The sequence below is a fragment of the Paramesorhizobium leguminum genome (assembly GCF_003217235.1).
In the GTDB taxonomy this organism is placed as follows: domain Bacteria; phylum Pseudomonadota; class Alphaproteobacteria; order Rhizobiales; family Rhizobiaceae; genus Paramesorhizobium; species Paramesorhizobium leguminum.
Genome location: NZ_QJTF01000031.1, coordinates 1 through 22,467 on the forward strand (window position 1 = coordinate 1; position 22,467 = coordinate 22,467).

Consider the following 22,467-nt stretch of genomic DNA (forward strand, 5'->3'; position numbering starts at 1 on the left):
AGGCCTCACGCCTTACGAGTTCATCTGCAAAATCTGGAAAACAGAACCAGAGAAATTCAAAAGAAACCCGCTCCAGCAAATACCGGGACTAAACAACTAATAAGGACTTTCCACCCGCCCCATCTCCACATAAACCGTCTTGATCTGGCTGTAATGTCCGAGCGCCGCGATGCCGTTCTCCCGCCCGATGCCGGATTGCTTGTAACCGCCGAAGGGCACTTCCACGGGCGTCAGATTATAGGCGTTGATCCAGCAGGTGCCCGCCTTGATCTGGCTGATCACCCGATGGCCGCGCTGGATGTCGGCGGTGAACACGCCCGCCGCAAGACCGAACTCGGTATCGTTGGCGCGCTCAATCACCTCATCCTCATCGGCAAATTCGAGGATGCTCATGACAGGCCCGAAGATTTCCTCCCGCGCGATCGTCATATCGTCGGTCACATCGGTGAAGACGGTCGGCTCGATGAAGAAGCCTTTATCGAAGCCTTGCAACTTCGGTATGCCGCCGCCGCAGGCAAGCGTCGCGCCCTGGGCCTTGCCCTTTTCGATGTAACCCAAAATCTTGTCACGTTGAGCCGCATTGACCAGCGGTCCCATCTGGGTCGCCTCATCCAGCGGGTCGCCGATGCGGATGGCGCGGGTGCGTTCCACAAGGCGTTCGACAAAAGCTTTCTGGATATTTTTATGTACGAAAACACGGGTGCCGTTCGAGCAGACCTGTCCGGTCGAATAGAAATTGCCCAGCATCGCCCCGCCGATGGCGCTTTCCAGATCGGCATCGTCAAAGACAATAATTGGCGACTTGCCGCCAAGCTCCATCGTGACATGCTTCAGATGCGCGCCCGCCTGGCTCATGATGCGCTTGCCCGTCGGCACCGAGCCTGTCAGTGAAACCTTGGCGGTGAGCGGATGATCGACAAGCGCCGCGCCAACCTCGCCGAAACCCTGCACTACGTTGAACAAGCCATCGGGAAGCCCTGCTTCCTTGTAGGCTTCCGCCAGCGCCAGCGCCGAGAGCGGCGTATTTTCCGAAGGCTTGAAGATGAAGGCGTTGCCCATGGCGAGCGCCGGGGCGGATTTCCACGCGGCGATCTGGATCGGATAATTCCATGCGCCGATGCCGACGCAAACCCCCAGCGGCTCGCGGCGCGTATAGGCGAAGGAGCCGCCAAGTTCCACGAACTCGCCATTGAACCCGGCGATGATGCCTCCGAAAAACTCCAGCGCATCCGCCGCCGAAGCCGCATCCGCCACCAGCGTTTCCTGCAGCGCCTTGCCGGTATCGAGCGTTTCGAGTTCCGAAAGCTGCCGGTTCTTCGCCCGCAGGATGTCCGCCGTGCGGCGCAGAATCCGCCCGCGCTCGACGGGTTTCAGCACGGCCCATGCGGCTTGGGCCGTGGCTGCGGCTTGTACTGTCTGTTCGATGATGGCCGGCGTGGCGGAGTGTAATTTCGCTATGGTCTCGCCGGTCGCGGGGTAGATGACATCGAGCGGCTTGCCGGCCTTGTCCTCCACGAACGTGCCATTGATGAAGTGCGATGCTTTCGGTTGCGCGCGCATGGGTAAAAAGCTCCTGCGATTGGAAACGTAGCGGCTGTTATACCCCCCTCTGCCTTGCCAGGCATCTCCCCCTCAAGGGGGGAGATTAGCTGATATGGCCTGGGCTGCTCATCCTTCGACGTCTGCGATTGATGCCGAACCTCGATGAAGGCTAATCTCCCCCCTTGAGGGGGAGATGCCCGGCAGGGCAGAGGGGGGTGGATCATTTCACTCTACCTATCCGAAACCCGCCACCGCGGATTAACCCACGGCTCCTGATTGGACCGCAGCAGCGGATCCACCCCCAGAATATGATCCGCCGCCTTTTCCCCCACCATCATCGACGGTCCATTAAGATTGCCATTGGTAATCCGTGGGAAGATCGATGAATCCGCCACGCGCAATCCCTCCACCCCGATCACCCGGCATTCCGGATCGACCACAGCCATGGGATCGTCAACCGAACCCATCTTCGCCGTGCCGCAAGGGTGAAACGCGCTTTCCACATGTGCGCGGATGAAGTCGTCTATCTCCTCGTCGCTCTGCACATCGGCCCCCGGTTGAATTTCACGCCCGCGATAGGGATCGAACGCCGCCTGCCCGAAAATCTCGCGCGTCAGCCGCACACAATGGCGGAAATCCGCCCAGTCATCTGGGTGCGACATATAATTGAACCGGATGACAGGCTTCTCCTTGGGATCGGCGGAGCGCAAGGTCACGGACCCCCGCGATTTCGACCGCATCGGCCCGACATGCGCCTGAAAACCATGGCTCTCCGCCGCCGCCTTGCCGTCATAGCGGATGGCGACGGGGAGGAAATGATACTGGATATCGGGATATTCCACGCCCGGCTTCGAGCGCACGAAAGCGGCGGATTCGAAATGGTTGGTCGCACCGTCACCCGTCTTGAAGAACAGCCACTGCGCGCCGATCCGCGCCTTGGAGAACAGGTTGAGCTTGGAATAGAGCGTAATCGGCTGGATGCATTCCTGCTGGATGTAGACCTCCAGATGGTCCTGCAAATTCTGCCCTACGCCCGGTCGATCGGCGATTACCGTGACGCCGCGCTCCTTCAAATGCGCGGCGGGGCCGATGCCGGAAAGCATGAGCAGTTTCGGCGAGTTGATCGAGGACGCGGAGATAATCACCTCGCGCCGCGCCCTGGCGACGCGGATCCGGCCGCCGGTCGCGACTTCAACGCCGGTGGCGCGGCCGTTTTCGATGACGACCTTGCGCGCCAGTCCCCGAACGAGGCGCACGTTCTGGCGGTTCAGCGCGGGCTTGAGATAAGCATTGGCGGCGGACCAGCGTCGTCCCCGGTAAATGGTCTGCTCCATGGCGCCGAAGCCTTCCTGCTTCTCGCCATTATAGTCCTCCGTGACCTGAAAACCCGCCTGGCTGCCCGCCTCCACGAAGGCATGAAACAGCGGATTTTTACGGCTTCCGCGCTGGACATGCAGCGGCCCGTCGGTCCCGCGCCAGCCATTCTCGCCTCCCCCCCCATTTTCATGAAAATGCGCATTCTCCATGCGCTTGAAATAAGGCAGCACGTCCGCAAAGGCCCAGCCGCGCGCGCCGCTTTCCGCCCAATGGTCGAAGTCGCGGGCGTGGCCGCGCACATAGACCATGCCGTTGATGGAGGACGAGCCGCCGATGACCTTGCCGCGCGGCGTCACGAGGCTGCGGCCCCCCAGATGCGGCTCCGGTTCCGAGGCGAAGCCCCAATCATAGGTCGCCATGTTCATGGGAAAGGAGAGGGCGGCCGGCATCTGGATGAATGGGCCGATATCCGAGCCGCCAAATTCGATGACGATCACCGAATGCTTGCCGTTTTCGGACAGGCGGTAGGCGAGGGCCGAACCCGCCGATCCCGAGCCGATGATGACGAAATCCGCTTCCATCCGAGTTACCCGAGCTTCACGGTGATGTAATCTTCGACAAGCTCGATCGCCCGGGCAGTATCAGGCGCATGAGGCCAGAGCGCATGGCGGATATAGAGCCCGTCGATGAGCGCGCCCGCGCCCTCAGTGATGAATGCCGCTTTATCCCGGTCGCAAAGCCGCGTGAGCGCATCCATGAGATTGGAATGAAGCCGGCGGGCATAGACCCGCAGAAGCCGCCGCGTCTCCGTCGATTGCTGGGCGTGGACATAGAAGGTGAGCCACGCGGCCACTGTCTGCGGTGCGAATTGGGACGGGGAAAAATTGACCGCGATGATGGCGTAGACTCGCTCACGCGGCGTGGATGCGCGGCGTAATGCGGCGCTGAGATCCTGCCCCAACTCGCGCAAAAGATGCCGCATCGTGGCCAGCAGCAGCTGCTCCTTGCCGCCGAAATAATGATGCGCCAGCGCCGGCGAAACGCCCGCCTCCTGCGCGATTTGCGCCACCGTGACGTCCAGCGAGCCGCGCTGTCCGATCGTACGGATCGCCGCATCGATCAACTCGCGCCTGCGCATGGGTTCCATTCCGATTTTCGGCATTGGATTGGTCCAGTTTTCGAATTTCTCTGTAATTTATGTTTGATTGACTGATCAATCAATAAAAATCAGAGGGGGTTAACGGAATCGCGAGGCAACCCCCCTCTGCCCTGCCGGGCATCTCCCCCTCAAGGGGGGAGATTGGCCGACACGGTCCGCCTGCTCGTTCTGCAAAGTCTGCGATTGGTGCCGGGCGTCCATGAAGGCTAATCTCCCCCCTTGAGGGGGAGATGCCTGGCAAGGCAGATGGGGGTGCTTCCAGCATAGCCTATAGGAAGGCAAAGCTTCCCGCTTGGAATGCCATGCACCACGCTCTATAGAAAAACGACCGAACAAAGTGGGAAGCATACATCATGAGCAATCCGGTTCTCGTCGAGGTTTTTCGTGGGCAAGTGGTGGAGAGCCGCCATCGCGGCGCGATAGCGGTTGTCGATGGCGATGGGCGCACGGTGTTTTCGCTGGGCGATATCGAGCGCCCGGTTTTTCCGCGCTCGGCGATCAAGGCGATCCAGGCGCTGCCGCTGGTCGAGAGCGGGGCGGCGGATGCCTTCGGCTTCGATAATATCGATCTCGCCATGGCCTGCGCCTCCCATTCCGGCGAGCCGGAGCATGTCGCGCGCGCCGCGTCCATGCTGGAGCGCGCCGGGCTCGATAGCACGGCGCTCGAATGCGGGGTCCATTGGCCGTTCGATATGCCGGTTTCGCTGGCTTTGGCCAAAAGCGGAGAGGAGCCGACGCCGCTTCACAACAATTGTTCGGGCAAGCACACAGGTTTTCTCGCCACCTGCATGCATTGCGGCTTCGAGCCGAAAGGCTATGTCGCGCTTGGCTCATCTGTGCAGGAAATGGTGCGCGAGACCATGCAATCGGTCACCGGCGCGCCGCACGCCATCGATCTCTGCGGCACCGATGGCTGCTCGATGCCGACCTTTGCCATTCCGCTTGCAAGCCTCGCGCGGGGCTTTGCCCGCATGGCGACCGGAAACGATCTCTCCCCCGAACGGGCAAAAGCCGCGAAGCGTCTCATCGAGGCCTGCATGGCCGAGCCGTTTTATGTCGCGGGGACGAAACGCGCCTGCACGACCCTGATGGGAATGGCGCCGGGCCGCGTTTTCGTGAAGTTGGGCGCGGAGGGCGTCTTTGCCGGCGCCGTGCCTGAACTGGGGCTGGGCTTCGCGATCAAATGCGACGACGGCGCGACCCGCGCCTCGGAAACGATGGTTGCAAGCCTCCTATCGCGCCTCTTTGCCTTTGAGCCGGAACTGAGCGCGAAGTTCGACCGCTATTCGACCCGTGAGATGAAGAACTGGAACAAGATTCCGTATGGCGTGCTCGCCCCGACGGAGGCATTGGCGAAGGCGGAAATCGGTTAGATTTCCGCCTTCGCCGTCGCGTGGAAAATTACTTCGCTAATGGCATGGCAAGCTCCGGAGCAGCCTCGATATGGCCGTTTTTCGCCTGCTCAAGCGCTGGCGTGCGCCAGCCGGAGCGGACGCCCCAGAAATAGAAGCCGAGCGCCACCACTGCGACCACTGCAAGGTCCGGTCCATAAGACAGATAGCCCAATCCGCCGAAGGTCGTGCTGCCAATCCACGACAGGAAAGCGATGGCCGGCAGATAGGTCAGGAACCAGGCGGAGGCGCGCAGATTATTACGCAGATCCTTCGGCCCCTGGCGACGCTGGTAGTAAATATAGACCGGCAGCGCCACCAGCATCAGCAGGATGATCTCGCCCGTAAGCGGCCACCGCGCCCAATAGAGTAGTTCGGTCGCCAGCACGAACGACACCGGCGCCAGCAGCGACATGCCGGGAATGCGTAGCGGACGGTGCAATTCAGGCGCATAGCGGCGCAGCGCCATCACACTGATCGGGCCCGTCAGATAGGAGATGATGGTGGCCACCGATATGACGGCCGCCAGTGTGCTCCAGCCCCGGAAGAAGATCAGGAACAGGTAAGACACCGCGAGATTGAAGAACATCGCCGGGCGCGGCACGCGCCAGTAAGGATCGATCCGGCCGAACATTTTTGGCATGGTGCCGTTGCGTTCCATGCCGTAGATCATTCGCGCGGTGGTGGCGGTATATGTCAGGCCGGTGCCGCTGGGGCTGATGAAAGCGTCCACATAGAGCAGCACCGCCAGCCATTGCAGGTTGATCACGATCGCCAGCTCCGCAAACGGCGAGGCGAAATCAATGCCGTGCCAGCCGGCCTTGGCCAGCAGGTCCGGAGGCACCGCGCCGAGATAGGCGACTTGCAGCAGGAGATAAATCACCGTCGCTAGCGCGATCGAGCCAAGCACCGCGAGTGGAACGCTGCGACCCGGATTGCGTGCCTCGCCGGCCAGATTGATAGGACTCTGAAAGCCGTTGTAGCTGAACACGATGCCTGCGGTGGCTACCGCCGTCAGTATGGCGGGTAAGTCGAACGTGCTGACTCCTCCCTGCGCCGGAACGCTGAAATTCCCGGTGTGGAAGCCGCTGGCGATGAGCGCCACGCCCGTCAAGGCAGGCACCACCAGCTTGAAAAGGGTGATCAGGCTGTTGGAGTGCGCGAACAGTTTCACGCTCCAGAAATTCAGCAGGAAATACACCAGCACCAGAAGCGCGGCGAGGATGAGGCCCGATGCCGACAACTCTCCCGCACCTCCGGCGCCCTGCACATAGAGGCCATGCGCCCACGCCCATGGCCATGACGATGTGTATTGAACTGACGCCTCGGCTTCGATCGGGATCACGGACACGATCGCAATCCAGTTCGCCCAGCCGGCGATGAAGCCGACCAGCATGCCGTGCGAGTAGTGGCCGTAGCGGACCATGCCGCCGGAATCGGGAAACATCGCGCCCAATTCAGAGTAGGTAATCGCAATCATGGTAATGATCGCCGCGCCCACAAGCCAGGTAAAAATAGCGCCAGGACCGGCAAGGCCGGCGGCGCGCCACGCACCGAACAGCCAGCCCGAACCAATGATCGACCCAAGGCCGGTCAGCATGAGCGCGAAAGGGCTTATATCGCGGCGTGGAGCGATGTGGGTTTCGGAAATCGCGGCGGGTATCTCTTGGGGATCTGCACTGTAAACGGACATGTCCTCAACCTCCCAGATAGAGTCACCCCAAGCGAACTATACCACAAATTGTTTTAATGTACAATTTACCATTTTCGGGTTGATTTTATTCGCGCTTTGTTCTGGCAGAAGCCATGCCGTTGCGAGCCATTTGCTATGCTCTGCCTGACCTGTAGGCTCTTTCTGCGGGCGGCTGCGATTCGTTTCGAAATGCGAGCATGAAATCTATAATGAATGTTGAGCAGATAGATCGCGAGCGGCTGCAGGCCATTCTCGAATACTGGCACAGGATCGAGTTCTTTATCCCGTTCGATTTGTCGGCCCGTGCCGAGAAGAGGGAGAATCGCGCCTGTTTCCTGCTGCATGCCGAAACGCTCGAAGATGATTTCGCCCATGCGCGCCGGCCGGAGATCCCGGCGGACAAGGAAATCGTCGGGGTCACGATTTTCTTCGGCGTGTTCGACAAGTCTGAAATGGTGGAATCCCTTCACGCGTTTTGCGCGCCGGCGGATGAATTGTCGCAACATGAGGACGCGGAACGCGGAGACCTCGAAGGCGACACCTGCTTCGCCAGTCTGGATCTCGATGTCCAGGGAAACCCTCTCTTCTCGCAGTTTTCCATCTCGACACTGCCCTGGGCGCTCGGATGCCTGAGGGAGGGCAAGATCGCCGGCCTTTCTTCCAGCGCTTTCGCGCAAAGCAAGAAGCGCCTGGAGGAACTGCTCCGGAATTTTGCCGAGCAGCGGCGTCTCGATCGATCGACGGACACGGAGAGCGAAGGGGCTCTCACGTCTGCCGAAATCCTTACCCTCAATGATCTGTTGCAAAGCTGGGCCGGTTTCAAGCCGAAACAGGATCGCCCTGTCGCCATGGTCGAATTCCGGTTGCGGGAAAAGCGTAAAAGCACGGCCAAACAGCTGGAAGCCCCCAAAACTGTCGATATGTCTGCCGGAGAGATGGACGAGGACGAGGAGGACGAAGCCGAAGTCGAATACGAGATCGGCATTCTGAACAGCTTTTATCTGGAGGATATCGAAAGGGCGATCGTCGCCGTGCGCGATGGCGCCGTGCCGGAAGCCCTGCGGCAATATCTGACGCCGCTGGAGCCCGAAGCGCGTTTCGATCTTTATTCCGACCGGGGGCGTCTCGCCATTCTGGAGGCCCTCCACCCGCGCCATGTCAATCGCGGCCGATGGCCGTCCGAACCCCACCATGCCATGAGCCTCATGCAACAGTTTGCGATCAACGAGGCTGTCAAACTGCATGAAGAGGGCGGCCTGTTCTCGGTCAACGGGCCGCCGGGCACAGGCAAGACGACCCTGCTGAGGGACATCATCGCCGACAACGTCGTCAAACGGGCGCAAATCCTTGCCGGCTTGGCTTCACCTCGGGATGCTTTCACGGGACGCGGCAAGAGCATCGAATTATCCGATGGGTCGAGCGTGACCGTTTCCGCTTTGATACCCGAATTGACCAATTTCGGAATGGTGGTGGCGTCATCGAACAACACGGCTGTCGAAAACATTTCCCGCGACCTGCCGAAACGAAGCTCCATCGCGAAACAATCTTCGATCGAATATTTGCAGACGGTCGGCCACAAAGTCGCCGCGCAAACCAGGAAAGGCACCTTCGAGACGCTCAAGGAGAAAGACCGGCCCTGGGGCCTGATATCCTGCGTTCTGGGAAATGCCGGCAACCGCCGCGCATTCACCAGCGGGTTTGCCTTCCCCGCGATGGGCGCGGACCATACGGTGCAGAAGGGAGATAGCGTATTCCAGACCATTTGGGGGTGGCTGGACAGCTATCGGGGGCCTTCGTTCGCTGAAGCCGTCGAAGAGTTCAGAGCCGCCCAGGCGAAGGTCGATGCCGGTCTCGCGCGCTCTACGCGCTATGCGGATATTTTGAATGAAGTGGGCCTGTGCTCCCGGGAAGAATATTGCCGGGATGCCTCGAAGCAGATTGATGTCTCAGGGGAGGCCGAGCAAGCCGCCCGGCGCGCTCACGAGGCTGCGCGCGGCCAAATGCAGGCGGCGGAAACGCGGCTTTCCGAATTGAAGGAAGAGGAACGCCTTCTCGACCGGGCCGCGCCGGCATGGTGGCAAGGTCTGTTGCCGACCAGGGCAGGCCAGGATCACAGGGCGAAAAAGGCGGAGAATGCGCAAGCACAACTCTCGATAAATCGGCAATTGTCCCTTTTGCGCCAGTCGCTGGCAAAGCTTGCGGCCGAAATGGAGCACGCGCTCGCAGAGCGCGAAGAATGCCAGGCCGCCCTTGCCGCCCGGCAGGATGAGTGGACTCAGAAACGCGCGGAACTCAGCCTATTGGGGGAAGCCCTCGGGAATCCCGCAATTCCGGAAACGCTGGATGATCTCGAAACCGACCGCTTCCAGATCGCCGGCCTCTGGCATTGCGACGAACTGGCGGCTCAAAGATCCGATCTTTTCGCCGCTGCATTGCGCCTGCACGCAGCCTGGCTCGCCGCAGCGGGACAAAAAGGTGGAGGCTTTCGCGGCAATATCCTTGGCATTACCAAGCTTCTGTCGAACACCCAGCCGGTCGAGCCGGAAGCCATCGCGAATACCTGGCATAGCTTCTTCATGATCGTCCCTGTCGTATCGACCACATTTGCATCCTTCGCCCGCCAGTTCCGCGGCGTCGGAGCAGGCGGGATCGGCTGGCTCTTCATCGATGAAGCCGGCCAATCCGTCCCGCAGGCGGCGGTGGGCGCGCTGATGCGGTCTCGAAATGCCATGATCATCGGCGATCCCTTGCAGATCGAGCCTGTGTTCACGCTGCCAACGGCCTTCCTCAAGGCCCTCGGGGAGCTATCGCCCCATACGGAAACCGGAGAGTATTCGCCGGCGCGGGCTTCGGTTCAAACGCTGGCCGATGCCGCCAATAAATTCGGCGCGGCTGTTACCACCGAAAGCGACGATCCTCTCTGGATCGGCAGCCCGTTGCGCGTGCATCGCCGCTGCATCGACCCAATGTTCAGCCTCGCCAACCGAATTGCCTATCATGGAAAGATGGTATTCGCGGCGGGAGAGCGTACGCTCATGGAAGACGTCGCGCCATTTTATGGCGATAGCGCCTGGATCGATATTGGAGGGCGCGTGGCAGGCAAGCAGACTGTCCCGGAACAGGTGGCGTTCATCGTGGCGGTTCTCGCCGCGAGCTTCCGGCGCGATGGCAGTCTGCCGGATATCTATATCATCTCCCCATTCAAGGAAACGAAAGCGGCTCTGAAACGTGAGATAGAAAAGGTGAGCTGGGTTGGGCCGGACAGTCTTCAGGTATCGCGTCCGAAGAAACTGGCCCAATGGCTGAAGGATAGGATCGGCACGGTCCACACCTTCCAGGGCAAGGAAGAAAACGCCGTCTTTCTGGTGCTCGGAACCGATGCGACGCGACGTGGCGCGGCAGCATGGGCCGCGTCCAGGCCCAACCTGCTGAACGTAGCCGCAACGCGCGCCCGCTACCGGTTATTCATTGTCGCAGACCGCGATCTCTGGCGCGGTCTGCAATATTTCAGCGATGCGGCGGGTATGTTGCCGCCGGTAGGGGAGGCGGATTTTCTGGCGCGGTTGAGAGCGTAGCTTCAGAGCTTCACCGTGAAGTCACGGAAGAAAGCGGCGGCGCCTGTTTCATCCACTTCGCTCGCCGCAACCATGAGAACCAACTGGATGACGTCTTCCTGTTCGGCTTCGAGGCTATAGCCGTTGAAATAGAGAAAAAGGTCAGCCGCCGCGAAGCCTGTCCGTTTGTTGCCGTCAACGAAGGGATGGTTTTTCGCAATGCCGAAGAGATAGGCCGCTGCCAGCGTGCAAAGATCGGCCTCTCCATAAGCCTGCTTCTGGAGAGGCCGGGCGAGGGCGGATTGAAGCATCCCCTCATCGCGAATCCCAGGCGCCCCGCCATGAAGCCGCAATTGTTCCGCATGAAGCGCCTCGACGAATTCCTGCGAATGGAATTCGATCATTTGGCGAGAACGCGATAGGCGGTCTCGTATTTCTTCATGCGCTCGCGAGCGATCTGCATCTTCTTTTCAAATGCTTCCGGGTCTTCGGATATAGGACGCAGCTTCAACTCATTGCCCTCTTCGATGAGAAGCAGCGTATCACCCGCATGGAGGTTGTGCCGGTCAAGAAGTTCCTTCGGCAGGATGACACCTTCCGAGTTTCCAATCTTGCGCAGGGTGACGTTCATAGCTCGAACTCCATTGTTATAACTTACGTATAACATGAAGCCTTTCCCGCTGCAAGGTCCGGCCTCAATCCTCATCGCTCCCCGGCAAATCCTCAAACGCACAAGCCGCCCACGGCACCGCCGAACGGCACCAGATTTGCCGTGTGGGAACAAGCTCGCGGCGCTGGTTGATGCTGCCCCAGCGAATGCCCCACGGCGTGCTTTCAGGGTCCTCGCCGCTGGTGAAGAGGGGCGAGCCGCATTCCGGGCAGAAATATTGCAGGCGTTTTCGCCCGCTCTGCGCCGTTTTCACATAAACCTTGGGCGGGTTGCCGGTGAGCCGGACAGTGCCGGGCAGGGCCCTCACCGTCACGCGATAGGGCGAGCCGGTCAGCCGTTGGCAATCGGTGCAGTGGCAGATCGTGACCCGCTCCGGATCGATCTCCGCCTCATAGGTGACGTAACCGCACTGGCACTGCCCGTCGATCCTCATAGCCACCCCTTCTTGCGAAAATAGACCAGCGGCAGGAGGGCGGAGACGACCATCAGCAGGAGCGCCAGCGGATAGCCCCATATTTCCTTCAATTCGGGCATGAAATGGAAGTTCATGCCGTAGATCGAGGCGATCAGCGTGGGCGGCATGAAGCCGACGGCGGCCACTGAGAAGATCTTGATGATGGCGTTTTGCTCGACCGAGATCAGACCGACGACGGTATCCAGCAGGAAATTGATCTTGTTCGACAGGAAATCGACGTAGTTTTCCAGCGACACCGTGTCGCGTCCAAGGGATTTGATCCAGTCGGCCTTGTCCTTCCCCGCCCCGCTTGGCATGTTCGCCGTCACATAGACGAGCAGGCGGCTGATGCCGGCGAGACTTTCGCGCACCTTGGAGAGAAACGCGCCCTGCCGGCCGATATGCGTCAGCAGCAGGCGGAAATCCTTGTTGGTCATCGGGCGCTCGTGGGCGCGCAAATGGAAGATCGACTGCGATTCCGTCTCGATCTTCTCCGATACCGCCTCCAATATATCGGCCAGCCGGTCCGTCGCCGCTTCCACGAGGCCGAGCAGAACCGAAAGGCCGCTGCACTTCGCCCCGACGAGCCCGTTGCCCGGCTTCATGGCGCGCTCGATGTAGATCGCGAACGCCTTCGGCTCGGTGTAGCGCACCGTGACGAGCAGCTTGCCGGCCAGCACGAAGGAGATGGGCGCGGTCATCCGCTGTTCCGTGCCGACGGTGTAGAGGATGGGCGCGGTCAGATATTGCACGCCGTTTTCCATGTAGAAACGGCTCGATTCCTCGATCTCGACCATGTCCGCGCGGGTCGGAATGTTGACGCCGATCCACTTCTCGACCGCCTTTTCCTCTTCCGCCGTGGGATCGATGAGGTCTATCCATACCGAATTGGCAGGCAGAGAGCTTCCCGCTTCCTCCTGGACCAGTATCAGATGGTCGCTGTCGAGACAGTAGATCTTGATCATATGAGTTCCCTGACAAATGGGAATGAAAAGAGAACTCTATAGCGATGAGGTTTTAAAATTGGAATAAAGAACGCTATTCGGCTGCCTCTTGCGCCTTTCGCCGACGCAAGGACGCTTTCAAATCCTCGAACATATCGGAGGGCATCACGATAACCTCTTTCCCGTTCAAAGTCGCCGCGGGAAATTTCATAACGGTAATGGTCTCCACTTCGGCCGGGTTTTGCTTGAGCCTTTCGGCCAGTTCCTTCGCCCGGCGTTCGGCGTTACGCTTGTCTTCCTCAATGTGCCGGTCGATCTCCGCCATAGCACCTCTCGTGGCAAGATATGCCCCGATGACCGCTATGATAACGATCATAGTCATCATAATCAGCAGCTGGTCTATGTTGGACATTATCTCAGCCTTTTCAGGTGACTCCTGCCCCACAAATGTATCAGGTAGGAGCCCAGGCCGCAAACTACAAAGATACCGGTTAGTTTAATCAGTTCCCATGGCGGAAGCGGGCGATGGCTGAAAAGGAAGGCTATAACCGGGCTTATGGCGCCGACGCCTAAGAGGGTCGTGCTGAATCGATCCAGTGCGGCAGCTATGAATTTGGCTTTTTCATTTTCCTGTATGCGATGTATTTCTTCGTTCGCCGGTGATAACTCTGCCATTTTGTGCTCGCCCCCCTCAAAAAACTTTACTGCCCCCTTAGCAGCACATTGATCAACTCTTCTGCCGCCTCGCCGATAACCGTTCCGGGCGGGAAGATCGCCGTCGCCCCAGCCTTGAGCACCGCGTCATGGTCCTGCGGCGGGATGACGCCGCCGACGACGATAAGGATGCTGTCGCCGCCGCGCTTACGCAGCGCCTCCTTCAGTTCCGGCACCAGAGTGAGATGTCCCGCCGCGAGCGAGGAGATGCCGAGGACATGCGCGCCGCTTGTCACCGCGAGTTCGGCCACTTCCTCCGGCGTTTGGAACATCGCGCCCACGATGACCTCAAAGCCCAGATCGCCAAACGCGGTGGCGATCACCTTCTGCCCGCGATCATGCCCGTCCTGTCCCATCTTGGCGATGAGGATGCGTGGACGTTCCCCGCTGCGCTTCTCGAAAGCAGTCACCTTCGCAAGCACGCGCTCCACCACCTCGCTTTGTCCAAGCTCCCTACGATAGACGCCGGAAATCGTGCGAATTTCCGCCACATGCCGTCCGAATGCCTTTTCCAGCGCCAGAGAGATTTCGCCCACCGTCGCCTTGGCGCGCGCCGCATGAACGGCAAATTCGAGAAGATTGCCTTTGCCGGATTTCGCCACCTCGGTGAGTTGGGTCAGCGCCGCCTCGACGCTTGCGACGTCGCGCGTTCCTTTCAACTCCTGCAGCTTGGCAAGCTGGGCCGCGCGGACCCTGGCATTGTCGACTTTAAGCACATCGACTTGGGCGTCCTCGCCCGGGCGATAGACATTCACGCCGATGACCGGCTGTTGCCCGCTGTCGATCCGCGCCTGCGCGCGCGCCGCCGCCTCCTCGATGCGCATTTTGGGAATGCCCCGCTCGATGGCATCAGCCATGCCGCCGAGCTTCTCCACTTCCTCGATATGCGCGAGCGCGCGGGCGGCCAGATCATGCGTCAGCCGCTCGACGTAAGCCGAACCGCCCCAGGGATCAATGATATCAGTCGTGCCGGATTCCTTCTGCAGGACCAGCTGCGTATTGCGGGCGATCCGCGCCGAATGCTCGCTTGGCAGCGCCAGCGCCTCGTCGAAGGCATTGGTGTGCAGCGACTGCGTGCCTCCTCCAGTCGCCGCCATCGCCTCGACCATGGTGCGCATGATGTTGTTGTGCGGGTCCTGCGCGGTCAACGACCAGCCGGATGTCTGGCAATGCGCGCGCAGCGCCAGCGAGCGCTCGTCCTTCGGCTGGAAGTTTTTCTTCATCAGCACGGCCCATAGCAGCCGCGCCGCCCTCAGCTTGGCAACCTCCATGAAGAAGTTCATGCCGATGCCCCAGAAGAACGAAAGGCGTGGCGCAAAGTTGTCGATATCGAGCCCGGCGGCGACGCCCGCGCGCGCGTATTCAATGCCGTCGGCGAGCGTATAGGCGAGTTCCAGATCGGCGGTCGCGCCGGCTTCCTGCATGTGATAGCCGGAAATCGAGATCGAGTTGAATTTCGGCATATGCTTCGCCGTATAGGCGAAAATGTCGGATACGATCCGCATCGAAGGCTGCGGCGGATAGATATAGGTGTTGCGGACCATGAACTCCTTGAGAATATCGTTCTGGATGGTCCCGGCCAGATCCTTTTGCGCGACCCCCTGTTCCTCCGCCGCCACGATATAGAGCGCCATGATCGGCAGCACCGCACCGTTCATGGTCATGGAGACGGTCATTTGATCCAGCGGAATGCCGTCGAAGAGCTGGCGCATGTCGAGGATGGAATCGATGGCGACGCCCGCCATGCCCACATCAGCAGCCACGCGCGGATGGTCGCTGTCATAGCCGCGATGGGTGGCGAGATCGAAGGCGACCGAAAGTCCCTTCTGCCCGGCTTCCAGATTGCGCCGGTAAAAGGCGTTTGATTCCTCAGCCGTCGAAAACCCGGCATATTGCCGGATCGTCCATGGCTGCTGGACATACATGGTGGGATAGGGCCCGCGAAGATAAGGCGCCATCCCCGGATAGGTGTCGAGCCAGGGCAGGGATTTGATATCGGCCTCGCTATAGGCGTGCTTGACCTTGATCCCCTCCGGCGTTTTCCATTTGTCCGGAGCGGGCTTTGGCATTTTGGTTTTCGGTTCGGCCCAGGGAATTTGGGTGAAATCGGGGATCATCGCGGGGAGGCTCCATTTAGAAACGCCGGCGCCGCGACACCCCCCTCTGTCCTGCCGGACATCTCCCCCTCAAGGGGGGAGATTACGCCTTCATCGATGCCCGGCACCAATCGCCAACGTTGCAGGATAAGAGAGGAGCGTTGTGACAGCCAATCTCCCCCCTTGAGGGGGAGATGTCCGGCAGGACAGAGGGGGGTGAAATCGAAGAGCGCCTTCATCAAACGTCTCGCACCGTCTCATCAATCCGCCTGAACACCAGCGGCTCGCAATGCACCGCGCCGTCGCCCGACAGCGCCTTGCGCTCTGCGTCGAGCACCGTCAGCGGATATTCCTCCCTCAGCGCATGCGCGGTAGTGCCCACAATCACCCGCTTGCCCTCGCGATAAAGCGCCGCCCGCTTCTCCCGCGCCTCCGTGATTTGCGCCTGAAAATGCCCGCTCACCAGGCTCTTCAGGATGCCGCCCTCGCGCTCCAGCGCCTGGAAGGCATTCCACGCCGCCTCGCATAAGGCCTCCGTCAGCGCCTCGACCCCGCCTGAACCGGCGGACGGATCGGTGACGAAGCCGAGATTGGATTCCCTGGCAAGGATCAATTGGGTATTTCGTGCGAGCCGCCGCGCGAGAGCATCGGGCAGGCCATGCGTGATGGTGTGCGGCAATACCGAAACCGTATCCGCGCCGCCGATTGCTGCGGCGAAGGCGGCAATCGTCGTGCGCAGGATGTTGGTCTCCGCGTCCCGCGCAACCATCATCCGCATCGAGGATTCGACGTGGATCACGGCCGGGGAGGGCGGGATTTGGCAGACGTCCTGCAACCGCGCCCAAAGCAGCCGAAGCGCCCGCAGTTTGGCGATGGTAACGAACTGGTCCTGATCGGCTGCAATCGAAAAGCCGATATGCGGCGCGGCATGAACGAGCGGCTGGCGCGCCTCCTCGAACATGCGCAAATGCCCGGCGGCGACTGAAAGCATCGCGCCCAGCTCCTGTGCCTCGGTCGCGCCCGCGTTGTGATAGGGCCGCCCATCGGCCTCAAGCACGATGCCGGGAAGACCGGTGGCGAAAAAGTTTGCCAGCGATTGCGGCATGGAGGCTTTCAGCGCCTCGATGCTCATGCGCAAGCGACCTGTCGAGGCAAGCGTCGCCGCCGGGTCTATGCCAAGGGAAAAGGTCGTGCGCTTGGGGTCGATGCGCCGGGCGCGCAAGTAATCCGCCAGCCATTCGACGCTGGCCCGGCTGTTGGGGCCTGCATCGATCCTGATATGCAGGCCGTCGAGATCGACGTTGTCGAACAGACGGTCGATGATGTCGGGCCCGACGGGAAGCCCGTAGCCGAATGCATTCTGCGCCCCTTCGAAGACGAGCGCCACGCCATCCGCGCCGTTCTCGATATCATCGATAAGCTGGCGGTTGGCCCGCGCCGGGTCGGGATCATCCGCCCGTTGGATAATCCGCCAGGGCCGACCCGGTTGCGCGCGGGGAAGCGGTTTGGCGCCTTTACCGCGCTCATAGAGCGGTTCGATGACGATGCCGTCATCGGTTTGCGAGGTCAGCGCTTCCTCGAAACTCAAGCCCTTCAGCGCTTTTTCGGCGAGCTTGACCCAGCGATCGTAATCGGCTGGAGGAAAGAGCGCTTCCTTCAATATGCCCGCGTCCATGCCTTCTCCCGATCATGCGATGCTTGCGCGGGAACTTTAGAGTATTTTCTTTTGAGAGGGAAATTGTTTGCACACGCGCCTTTTCAAAGCCTTAGCGCTTCCTTTGCGGTCTTATCGGATGCGCAATACTCTAATCACGCTTCACGCATGGCCGTAGAAGCTTTTGTACCAGGCCACAAAACGCCCGATGCCGTCCTCGATCGATGTACTGGGATGGAAACCAATGTCGGACACCAGCGCATCGACATCCGCACAGGTTTTGAGCACATCGCCGGGCTGGAGGGGGAGCATGTTCTTGATGGCCTTTTTGCCCACCGCGTTCTCGATGCAGCGGATGTAATAATCAAGTTCGACAGGCTTGTTGTTGCCGATATTATAGAGCCTGTAAGGCGCTTTCGACGTTCCGGGATCGGGATGCATCCCATCCCAGCGGTCGTTCGGTTCAGCAGGGTGATCGAGCGTCCTGACAACGCCCTGCACGATATCATCGATATAGGTGAAATCGCGCGAGTGCTGGCCGAAATTGAAAACGTCGATCGGCTCGCCGGCGATTATCTTCTTGGTGAAAAGAAACGGCGACATATCGGGTCGTCCCCACGGCCCATAGACCGTAAAAAATCGAAGTCCGGTCATCGGTATGTTGTACAGATGCGAATAGGAATGAGCCATCAGCTCATTCGCCTTCTTGCTCGCTGCATAGAGACTCAGCGGGTGGTCGACATTGTCGTGGACGCTGAATGGCATGTTGGTGTTGGCGCCGTAGACCGAACTCGATGACGCATAGACCAGATGCTCGACTTGGCCGTGCCGGCACCCCTCCAGAATGTTCAGGAATCCGACAAGGTTGGAGTCGGCATAGCTGTGCGGATTTTCCATGCCATAACGCACCCCGGCTTGCGCTGCCAGATGGATGACCCGGTCGGGGCGGAAGGTCTTGAAGACCTCCTCGGTGGCATTGCGATCGGCAATATCGATCTTTTCGAAGCGGAACTTGTCAAACGGTTTCAGCCGGTCGAGACGTGCGTGCTTTAGTTTGACATCGTAATAGTCGTTGAGATTATCGATGCCCATAACCTCATCGCCACGCTCAAGCAGCAAGCGGGCGGTATCGGCGCCGATGAACCCGGCAGCACCTGTCACAAGGATTTTCATAAACCTGCACCCACCGAATTTTTAGTCTCTAAACTCACGCAACGTGGTAATCGCGGCGACGTCATTTTGCAACTCGACGCCGCATACGCGCGTAATCGGAAAACAAAAAGGCAGCCGCGAAGGCTGCCTTTTGATAATTTATGTGGTTTTGCGACCGATCAAACGAACTGGCTCAATCCCGGAATGGAATCCACCACGGCATCGACCGGGCCGGCGCCGGCCTTTTCGCGCGCATAGGCGATGGTCTGCTTGGAAACGCCGGAAATCTCGCTCATGCCGAGGCCCATTCCCATCAGCTGCGAGCCGAGGCCCATGACGCCGCCCATCATGTTGGAGAGAAAACCGCCGCCGCCCTGGGCATCCGCCGTGGCTATGGCTTCCTGCGCGCCGGGAATGGCCGCCATGAGCGCTGCCACCTTGTCGGCAGGCCCTTCCTTCTGCAGGAAAGCGAGAATGAGGCCCACCGCCTTCGTGGCGGTGGCCGGATCGATGCCGACAGTGGAAGTGATGCGCGCGACGAGTTCGTCCATGGGATTCCTCCGAAAAATGTTACGTTTACGTAATATGCATTCGGATCGCCAGAATGCAAGGGATTTAGGGCAGTAGGGCAGTAAGGGAGTAGGGCAATAAGGCAGTATGATTATGGCCTTGCGGCCTGCTGAGGCAATGGTACTTTGCCCTACTGCCCTACTGCCCTACTGCCCTACTGCCCTAAAGGATAAGACATGCCCGCCGACAGCATTTTTCTTGGCGCAAGCCGCAAGCCTGACGACAGCTACCAGAAGCCGGAACATCTCCTGCTCAAATTCGGCAACCGCCACGGTCTCGTGACCGGCGCGACGGGCACCGGCAAGACCGTCAGCCTGCAGGTTCTGGCCGAGGGCTTTTCCGCCGCCGGCGTCCCGGTTTTCTGCGCCGACATCAAGAGCGATCTCTCCGGCATCGCGGCAGAGGGGGAGCCGAAGGTCGTGCTGATGCAACGCGCCGACGATATCCGGCTCGATGCTTATGAATTCGAGGCGACTCCCACCATCTTTTGGGATATTTTCGGGGAAAAAGGCCATCCGATCCGGGCAACCGTCACGGAAATGGGACCGCTCCTGCTTTCGCGGCTGATGGACCTGACGGAAGCGCAGGAAGGCGTGCTCAACATCGCCTTCCGCATCGCCGACGAGGAAGGGCTTCTCCTTCTCGACATGAAGGATCTGCAGGCCTTGCTCGCCAATATGGCGGAGCGCGGCTCCGAGCTTTCGGCGCAATATGGCAATGTGACCCGCGCCTCCGTCGGCGCCATTCAGCGTTCGCTTCTGGTCCTGGAACAGCAGGGCGGCGACAAGTTCTTCGGCGAGCCGGCGCTTCGCATTAATGATATCATGCGCACCACCACCGACGGGCGCGGCGTCGTCAATGTGCTTGTCGCCGACAAGCTGATGATGAATCCGCGGCTGTACTCGACCTTTCTCCTCTGGCTTCTCTCGGAGCTGTTCGAGGAACTGCCTGAGGTTGGCGACCCGGAAAAGCCGCGTCTGGTGTTCTTCTTCGACGAAGCGCATCTGCTCTTCAACGAGGCGCCGAAGGCGCTGCTTGAACGCGTCGAGCAGGTGGTGCGCCTGATCCGCTCCAAGGGCGTCGGCGTCTATTTCGTCACGCAGAACCCGCTCGATGTGCCGGAAAGCGTCCTCGCCCAGCTCGGCAACCGCGTCCAGCACGCGCTGCGCGCCTATACCCCGCGCGAGACCGCTGCGGTGAAAACGGCGGCGGACACGTTCCGCCCGAACCCGGATTTCAACACCTATGAGGCCATCACCAATCTTGGCACCGGCGAGGCGCTGATCTCGACATTGCAGGAAAAGGGCGTGCCTTCCATTGTGCAGCGCACGCTGATGCGCCCGCCTGTATCGCGCATCGGCCCGCTTTCGCCGGAAGAACGGGCGCAAATCATCGCCGCAAGCCCCGTTGCAGGACTATACGACCGGACGGTCGACCCGGAATCCGCCTATGAGATATTGAAGCGCAAGGCAGAGCAAAGCGCCGATGCGCAACCAGCCGAAGCTGAAGGCGAAGGCAATGGCTGGGGCGATATGTTGGGGGGAGTGCTCGGTAACGGTGGCGGCGGCAAATCATCCGGTCGCCAGACGATCGTCGAAGCCGCCGTTAAATCCGTCGTCCGCTCCGCCGCCTCGTCGCTCGGCCGGGCATTGGTGCGCGGGGTGCTGGGGAGTTTGAGAAGGTAGGGCAATAAGGCAGTAGGGCAGTAGGGCAGTATGTAAGAAAAAACATATTGCCTTACTGCCCTATTGCCATACTGCCTTAAACTACATCACCAAAACCGGCGTCTTCGCCGGGACGCGGTCGTAGAGATCGATGATGTCCTGGTTCATCAGGCGCACGCAGCCGGACGACATCGCCTTGCCGATTGACCACCATTCCGGATTGCCATGCAGGCGATAGCCCGTATCCTGGCCGTTCTGGAACAGATAGAGCGCGCGCGCGCCGAGTGGGTTTTTCGGGCCGGGCGCCATGCCGCCATTGGCCGCGCTATATTGCGCCAGTTCCGGCTGGCGGGTGATCATTTCAGCGGGCGGCGTCCAGGTTGGCCATTTGCGCTTGTACTGGATGATGGCGCGGCCGGACCAGGCAAAGCCCGCACGCCCGATGCCGACACCGTAGCGGATGGCTTGGCCACCCTCGCGCACGAGATAAAGGAAGCGATTGGCCGTATCCACCACGATCGTTCCCGGCTGTTCGCCGGTCGGATCGGGAACGATCTGGCGAAGATATTTGGGATCGATCTTCTGGATCGGAATGGCCGGGAGACTGAAACCGCCGTCTTCCACCGCCGCATACATCGTCGCATAGGAGCCCAGCGCGGCGGCGGTTGCCGCATTCGGCGCGGGCGCGGTGGGCCTCGGCGCAATCGGCAGGCCATCGGGACCGACGTCGATGATCGGGATATTCCGGGCGACCGTTGTGCAGCCGGAAAGGCCCACAGCGGTGACGGCGGACAATGCCAGGAACGAGCGGCGGGAAAATTTATTTTCCATTCTATAACCAGACTTTGTAGGTGAGAGGCTTTTATAAGCTTCTTTTGGTTAATGATTTCCGACAAGATTGTGGATGCGCCTTTACCATACGAGGAATATGGCTTCGGCCCGGTGGGAATCCGGCACAAAGATGGCTTCACAGCGGTGTGATCCCAGCGAAACGAGCACGCACCACTTTATGAGCCGTCGGTTACCTCGCGACATCCTGAATAATATTAGAATCCCATTTCCGCCTTAAGCATTGCCCGGCGCAATGCGGCGGCCTATGTAATCTTCCGTGATCGTTTTCAGGCTGGTCTGTTTCAGCCAATTTCAGAGGAGAGTTCCCATGGCTTTCGAATTAGCTCCGTTGCCGTATGCCTATGATGCGCTTGCGCCCTTCATGTCGGCCGAGACGCTGGAATACCATCACGACAAGCACCATCAGGCCTATGTGACCAACCTCAACAAGCTGCTGCCGGGCTCCGGCTTCGAAGGCAAGAGCCTGGAGGAGATCGTCAAGGAGAGCTATGGCAAGAACCAGAGCGTCTTCAACAATGCCGGCCAGGACTACAACCACAACCTCTTCTGGAACTGGATGAAAAAGGGCGGCGGCGGCAAGAAGCTGCCCGGCAAGCTCGAGAAGGCCATCGATTCGGATCTCGGCGGTTACGACAAGTTCCGCGAGGATTTCATCGCCGCCGGTGTGGCGCAGTTCGGCTCCGGCTGGGCCTGGCTGACATTGAAGAACGGCAAGCTGGAAATCACCAAGACGCCGAACGGCGAAAACCCGCTCGTCCATGGCGGCACACCGCTTCTGGGCGTGGATGTGTGGGAGCACTCCTACTATATCGACTACCGCAACGCCCGCCCGAAATACCTCGAAGCTTTCGTAGACAGTCTCGTCAATTGGGAGTTCGTCGAGGAGCTTTACGAAAAGGCGGCTTGATAGGTTCAATTAAATACGCTTGTGGAACCCCGGCTTCGCTGAACTGACCCCCGAAAGTTGGATGTCAACCTTCGGGGGTTTTTCATGTCCAGGCACAGCACTGCTTTCAAGCATTCTGTTGTGGAATTTTATCG

At 60.0% G+C, this 22,467-nt stretch carries 18 protein-coding genes and 1 pseudogene; 5 read left to right on the plus strand and 14 right to left on the minus strand.

The annotated features are described in order from the left end of the window. Nucleotides 1-100 (plus strand): annotated as a pseudogene (locus C7477_RS19545) (IS481 family transposase); the annotation flags it as partial. On the opposite strand, the gene betB reads toward C7477_RS19545, so the two are convergent. From betB to betI, 3 genes are all read right to left on the minus strand, one after another. Then, complete coding sequence (gene betB / locus C7477_RS17335; protein ID WP_110754455.1) at nucleotides 97-1,560, minus strand: betaine-aldehyde dehydrogenase; 1,464 nt, start codon at nucleotides 1,558-1,560, stop codon at nucleotides 97-99. The pseudogene C7477_RS19545 and the gene betB overlap by 4 nt on opposite strands. Nucleotides 1,561-1,772: 212 nt before the next feature. Continuing rightward, the gene (gene betA / locus C7477_RS17345; RefSeq protein ID WP_110754457.1) at nucleotides 1,773-3,440 is read right to left on the minus strand and encodes a choline dehydrogenase; all 1,668 of its coding nucleotides are present in this window, start codon (nucleotides 3,438-3,440) and stop codon (nucleotides 1,773-1,775) included. A 5-nt stretch (nucleotides 3,441-3,445) separates the two neighbouring features. Next, the gene (gene betI / locus C7477_RS17350) at nucleotides 3,446-4,021 is read right to left on the minus strand and encodes a transcriptional regulator BetI (RefSeq protein WP_110754459.1); all 576 of its coding nucleotides are present in this window, start codon (nucleotides 4,019-4,021) and stop codon (nucleotides 3,446-3,448) included. 347 nt (nucleotides 4,022-4,368) lie between these two features. Here betI and C7477_RS17360 point away from each other — a divergent pair, with 347 nt between their 5' ends. Then, nucleotides 4,369-5,391, plus strand: coding sequence for an asparaginase (locus C7477_RS17360; protein ID WP_110754463.1), 1,023 nt, complete (start codon nucleotides 4,369-4,371; stop codon nucleotides 5,389-5,391). Nucleotides 5,392-5,419: 28 nt separating this feature from the next. On the opposite strand, the gene C7477_RS17365 is transcribed toward C7477_RS17360, so the two are convergent. Then, nucleotides 5,420-7,102: an APC family permease gene (locus C7477_RS17365; RefSeq protein ID WP_181418456.1), complete on the minus strand. Its 1,683-nt coding sequence runs from the start codon at nucleotides 7,100-7,102 to the stop codon at nucleotides 5,420-5,422. Between the two features lie 209 nt (nucleotides 7,103-7,311). Here C7477_RS17365 and C7477_RS17370 point away from each other — a divergent pair, with 209 nt between their 5' ends. After that, nucleotides 7,312-10,677 (plus strand): DEAD/DEAH box helicase, encoded by a 3,366-nt coding sequence (locus C7477_RS17370; RefSeq protein ID WP_245411889.1) that lies wholly within the window; start codon nucleotides 7,312-7,314, stop codon nucleotides 10,675-10,677. 2 nt (nucleotides 10,678-10,679) lie between these two features. Here the strand turns inward: C7477_RS17370 and C7477_RS17375 are convergent, their stop codons facing one another. From C7477_RS17375 to C7477_RS17425, 9 genes are all read right to left on the minus strand, one after another. After that, on the minus strand, nucleotides 10,680-11,060 hold the full coding sequence (locus C7477_RS17375) for a type II toxin-antitoxin system death-on-curing family toxin (protein ID WP_110754467.1): 381 nt from the start codon (nucleotides 11,058-11,060) through the stop codon (nucleotides 10,680-10,682). After that, the gene (locus tag C7477_RS17380; protein WP_110754469.1) at nucleotides 11,057-11,287 is read right to left on the minus strand and encodes an AbrB/MazE/SpoVT family DNA-binding domain-containing protein; all 231 of its coding nucleotides are present in this window, start codon (nucleotides 11,285-11,287) and stop codon (nucleotides 11,057-11,059) included. Before C7477_RS17380 ends, C7477_RS17375 begins: the two co-directional genes overlap by 4 nt. Nucleotides 11,288-11,351: 64 nt before the next feature. After that, nucleotides 11,352-11,759 (minus strand): GFA family protein, encoded by a 408-nt coding sequence (locus C7477_RS17385; protein ID WP_110754471.1) that lies wholly within the window; start codon nucleotides 11,757-11,759, stop codon nucleotides 11,352-11,354. Continuing rightward, nucleotides 11,756-12,745, minus strand: coding sequence for a magnesium transporter CorA family protein (locus tag C7477_RS17390; protein ID WP_110754473.1), 990 nt, complete (start codon nucleotides 12,743-12,745; stop codon nucleotides 11,756-11,758). Before C7477_RS17390 ends, C7477_RS17385 begins: the two co-directional genes overlap by 4 nt. 73 nt (nucleotides 12,746-12,818) lie before the next feature. Beyond that, nucleotides 12,819-13,049 (minus strand): hypothetical protein, encoded by a 231-nt coding sequence (locus C7477_RS17395; RefSeq protein WP_181418457.1) that lies wholly within the window; start codon nucleotides 13,047-13,049, stop codon nucleotides 12,819-12,821. A 376-nt stretch (nucleotides 13,050-13,425) separates the two neighbouring features. Continuing rightward, nucleotides 13,426-15,555 (minus strand): methylmalonyl-CoA mutase, encoded by a 2,130-nt coding sequence (gene scpA, locus C7477_RS17405; RefSeq protein WP_110754480.1) that lies wholly within the window; start codon nucleotides 15,553-15,555, stop codon nucleotides 13,426-13,428. A 217-nt stretch (nucleotides 15,556-15,772) separates the two neighbouring features. Further along, nucleotides 15,773-17,209 (minus strand): methylmalonyl-CoA mutase family protein, encoded by a 1,437-nt coding sequence (locus C7477_RS17415; protein WP_110754482.1) that lies wholly within the window; start codon nucleotides 17,207-17,209, stop codon nucleotides 15,773-15,775. A gap of 141 nt (nucleotides 17,210-17,350) precedes the next feature. Next, nucleotides 17,351-18,361, minus strand: coding sequence for an NAD-dependent epimerase (locus C7477_RS17420; RefSeq protein WP_110754484.1), 1,011 nt, complete (start codon nucleotides 18,359-18,361; stop codon nucleotides 17,351-17,353). Nucleotides 18,362-18,519: 158 nt separating this feature from the next. After that, entirely contained in the window at nucleotides 18,520-18,891 is a 372-nt protein-coding gene (locus C7477_RS17425; protein ID WP_110754486.1) for a DUF2267 domain-containing protein, read from the minus strand. Between the two features lie 195 nt (nucleotides 18,892-19,086). Here C7477_RS17425 and C7477_RS17430 point away from each other — a divergent pair, with 195 nt between their 5' ends. Further along, a complete protein-coding gene (locus C7477_RS17430) occupies nucleotides 19,087-20,595 on the plus strand; it encodes a helicase HerA-like C-terminal domain-containing protein (RefSeq protein WP_110754488.1) in 1,509 nt (502 codons plus the stop codon). Between the two features lie 81 nt (nucleotides 20,596-20,676). Here C7477_RS17430 and C7477_RS17435 read toward each other — a convergent pair whose 3' ends face one another. After that, the gene (locus tag C7477_RS17435; protein ID WP_181418458.1) at nucleotides 20,677-21,405 is read right to left on the minus strand and encodes a L,D-transpeptidase; all 729 of its coding nucleotides are present in this window, start codon (nucleotides 21,403-21,405) and stop codon (nucleotides 20,677-20,679) included. Nucleotides 21,406-21,733: 328 nt separating this feature from the next. Here C7477_RS17435 and C7477_RS17440 point away from each other — a divergent pair, with 328 nt between their 5' ends. Beyond that, nucleotides 21,734-22,333 carry a superoxide dismutase gene (locus C7477_RS17440; protein WP_110754490.1) on the plus strand — a complete coding sequence of 200 codons (600 nt, stop codon included), beginning with the start codon at nucleotides 21,734-21,736 and terminating at the stop codon, nucleotides 22,331-22,333. Nucleotides 22,334-22,467: the final 134 nt, after the last annotated feature.

What these genes read in the sequence shown, in the direction of transcription:
- C7477_RS17395 (WP_181418457.1), bottom strand. Translation starts at nt 13,049, where the DNA reads ATGGCGGAGATCGACCGGCACATTGAGGAAGACAAGCGTAACGCCGAA.
- C7477_RS17430 (WP_110754488.1), top strand. Translation starts at nt 19,087, where the DNA reads ATGCCCGCCGACAGCATTTTTCTTGGCGCAAGCCGCAAGCCTGACGAC.
- betA (WP_110754457.1), bottom strand. Translation starts at nt 3,440, where the DNA reads ATGGAAGCGGATTTCGTCATCATCGGCTCGGGATCGGCGGGTTCGGCC.
- C7477_RS17390 (WP_110754473.1), bottom strand. Translation starts at nt 12,745, where the DNA reads ATGATCAAGATCTACTGTCTCGACAGCGACCATCTGATACTGGTCCAG.
- betI (WP_110754459.1), bottom strand. Translation starts at nt 4,021, where the DNA reads ATGCCGAAAATCGGAATGGAACCCATGCGCAGGCGCGAGTTGATCGAT.
- scpA (WP_110754480.1), bottom strand. Translation starts at nt 15,555, where the DNA reads ATGATCCCCGATTTCACCCAAATTCCCTGGGCCGAACCGAAAACCAAA.
- betB (WP_110754455.1), bottom strand. Translation starts at nt 1,560, where the DNA reads ATGCGCGCGCAACCGAAAGCATCGCACTTCATCAATGGCACGTTCGTG.
- C7477_RS17420 (WP_110754484.1), bottom strand. Translation starts at nt 18,361, where the DNA reads ATGAAAATCCTTGTGACAGGTGCTGCCGGGTTCATCGGCGCCGATACC.
- C7477_RS17370 (WP_245411889.1), top strand. Translation starts at nt 7,312, where the DNA reads ATGAATGTTGAGCAGATAGATCGCGAGCGGCTGCAGGCCATTCTCGAA.
- C7477_RS17380 (WP_110754469.1), bottom strand. Translation starts at nt 11,287, where the DNA reads ATGAACGTCACCCTGCGCAAGATTGGAAACTCGGAAGGTGTCATCCTG.
- C7477_RS17435 (WP_181418458.1), bottom strand. Translation starts at nt 21,405, where the DNA reads ATGGAAAATAAATTTTCCCGCCGCTCGTTCCTGGCATTGTCCGCCGTC.
- C7477_RS17375 (WP_110754467.1), bottom strand. Translation starts at nt 11,060, where the DNA reads ATGATCGAATTCCATTCGCAGGAATTCGTCGAGGCGCTTCATGCGGAA.
- C7477_RS17365 (WP_181418456.1), bottom strand. Translation starts at nt 7,102, where the DNA reads ATGTCCGTTTACAGTGCAGATCCCCAAGAGATACCCGCCGCGATTTCC.
- C7477_RS17385 (WP_110754471.1), bottom strand. Translation starts at nt 11,759, where the DNA reads ATGAGGATCGACGGGCAGTGCCAGTGCGGTTACGTCACCTATGAGGCG.
- C7477_RS17425 (WP_110754486.1), bottom strand. Translation starts at nt 18,891, where the DNA reads ATGGACGAACTCGTCGCGCGCATCACTTCCACTGTCGGCATCGATCCG.
- C7477_RS17415 (WP_110754482.1), bottom strand. Translation starts at nt 17,209, where the DNA reads ATGGACGCGGGCATATTGAAGGAAGCGCTCTTTCCTCCAGCCGATTAC.
- C7477_RS17440 (WP_110754490.1), top strand. Translation starts at nt 21,734, where the DNA reads ATGGCTTTCGAATTAGCTCCGTTGCCGTATGCCTATGATGCGCTTGCG.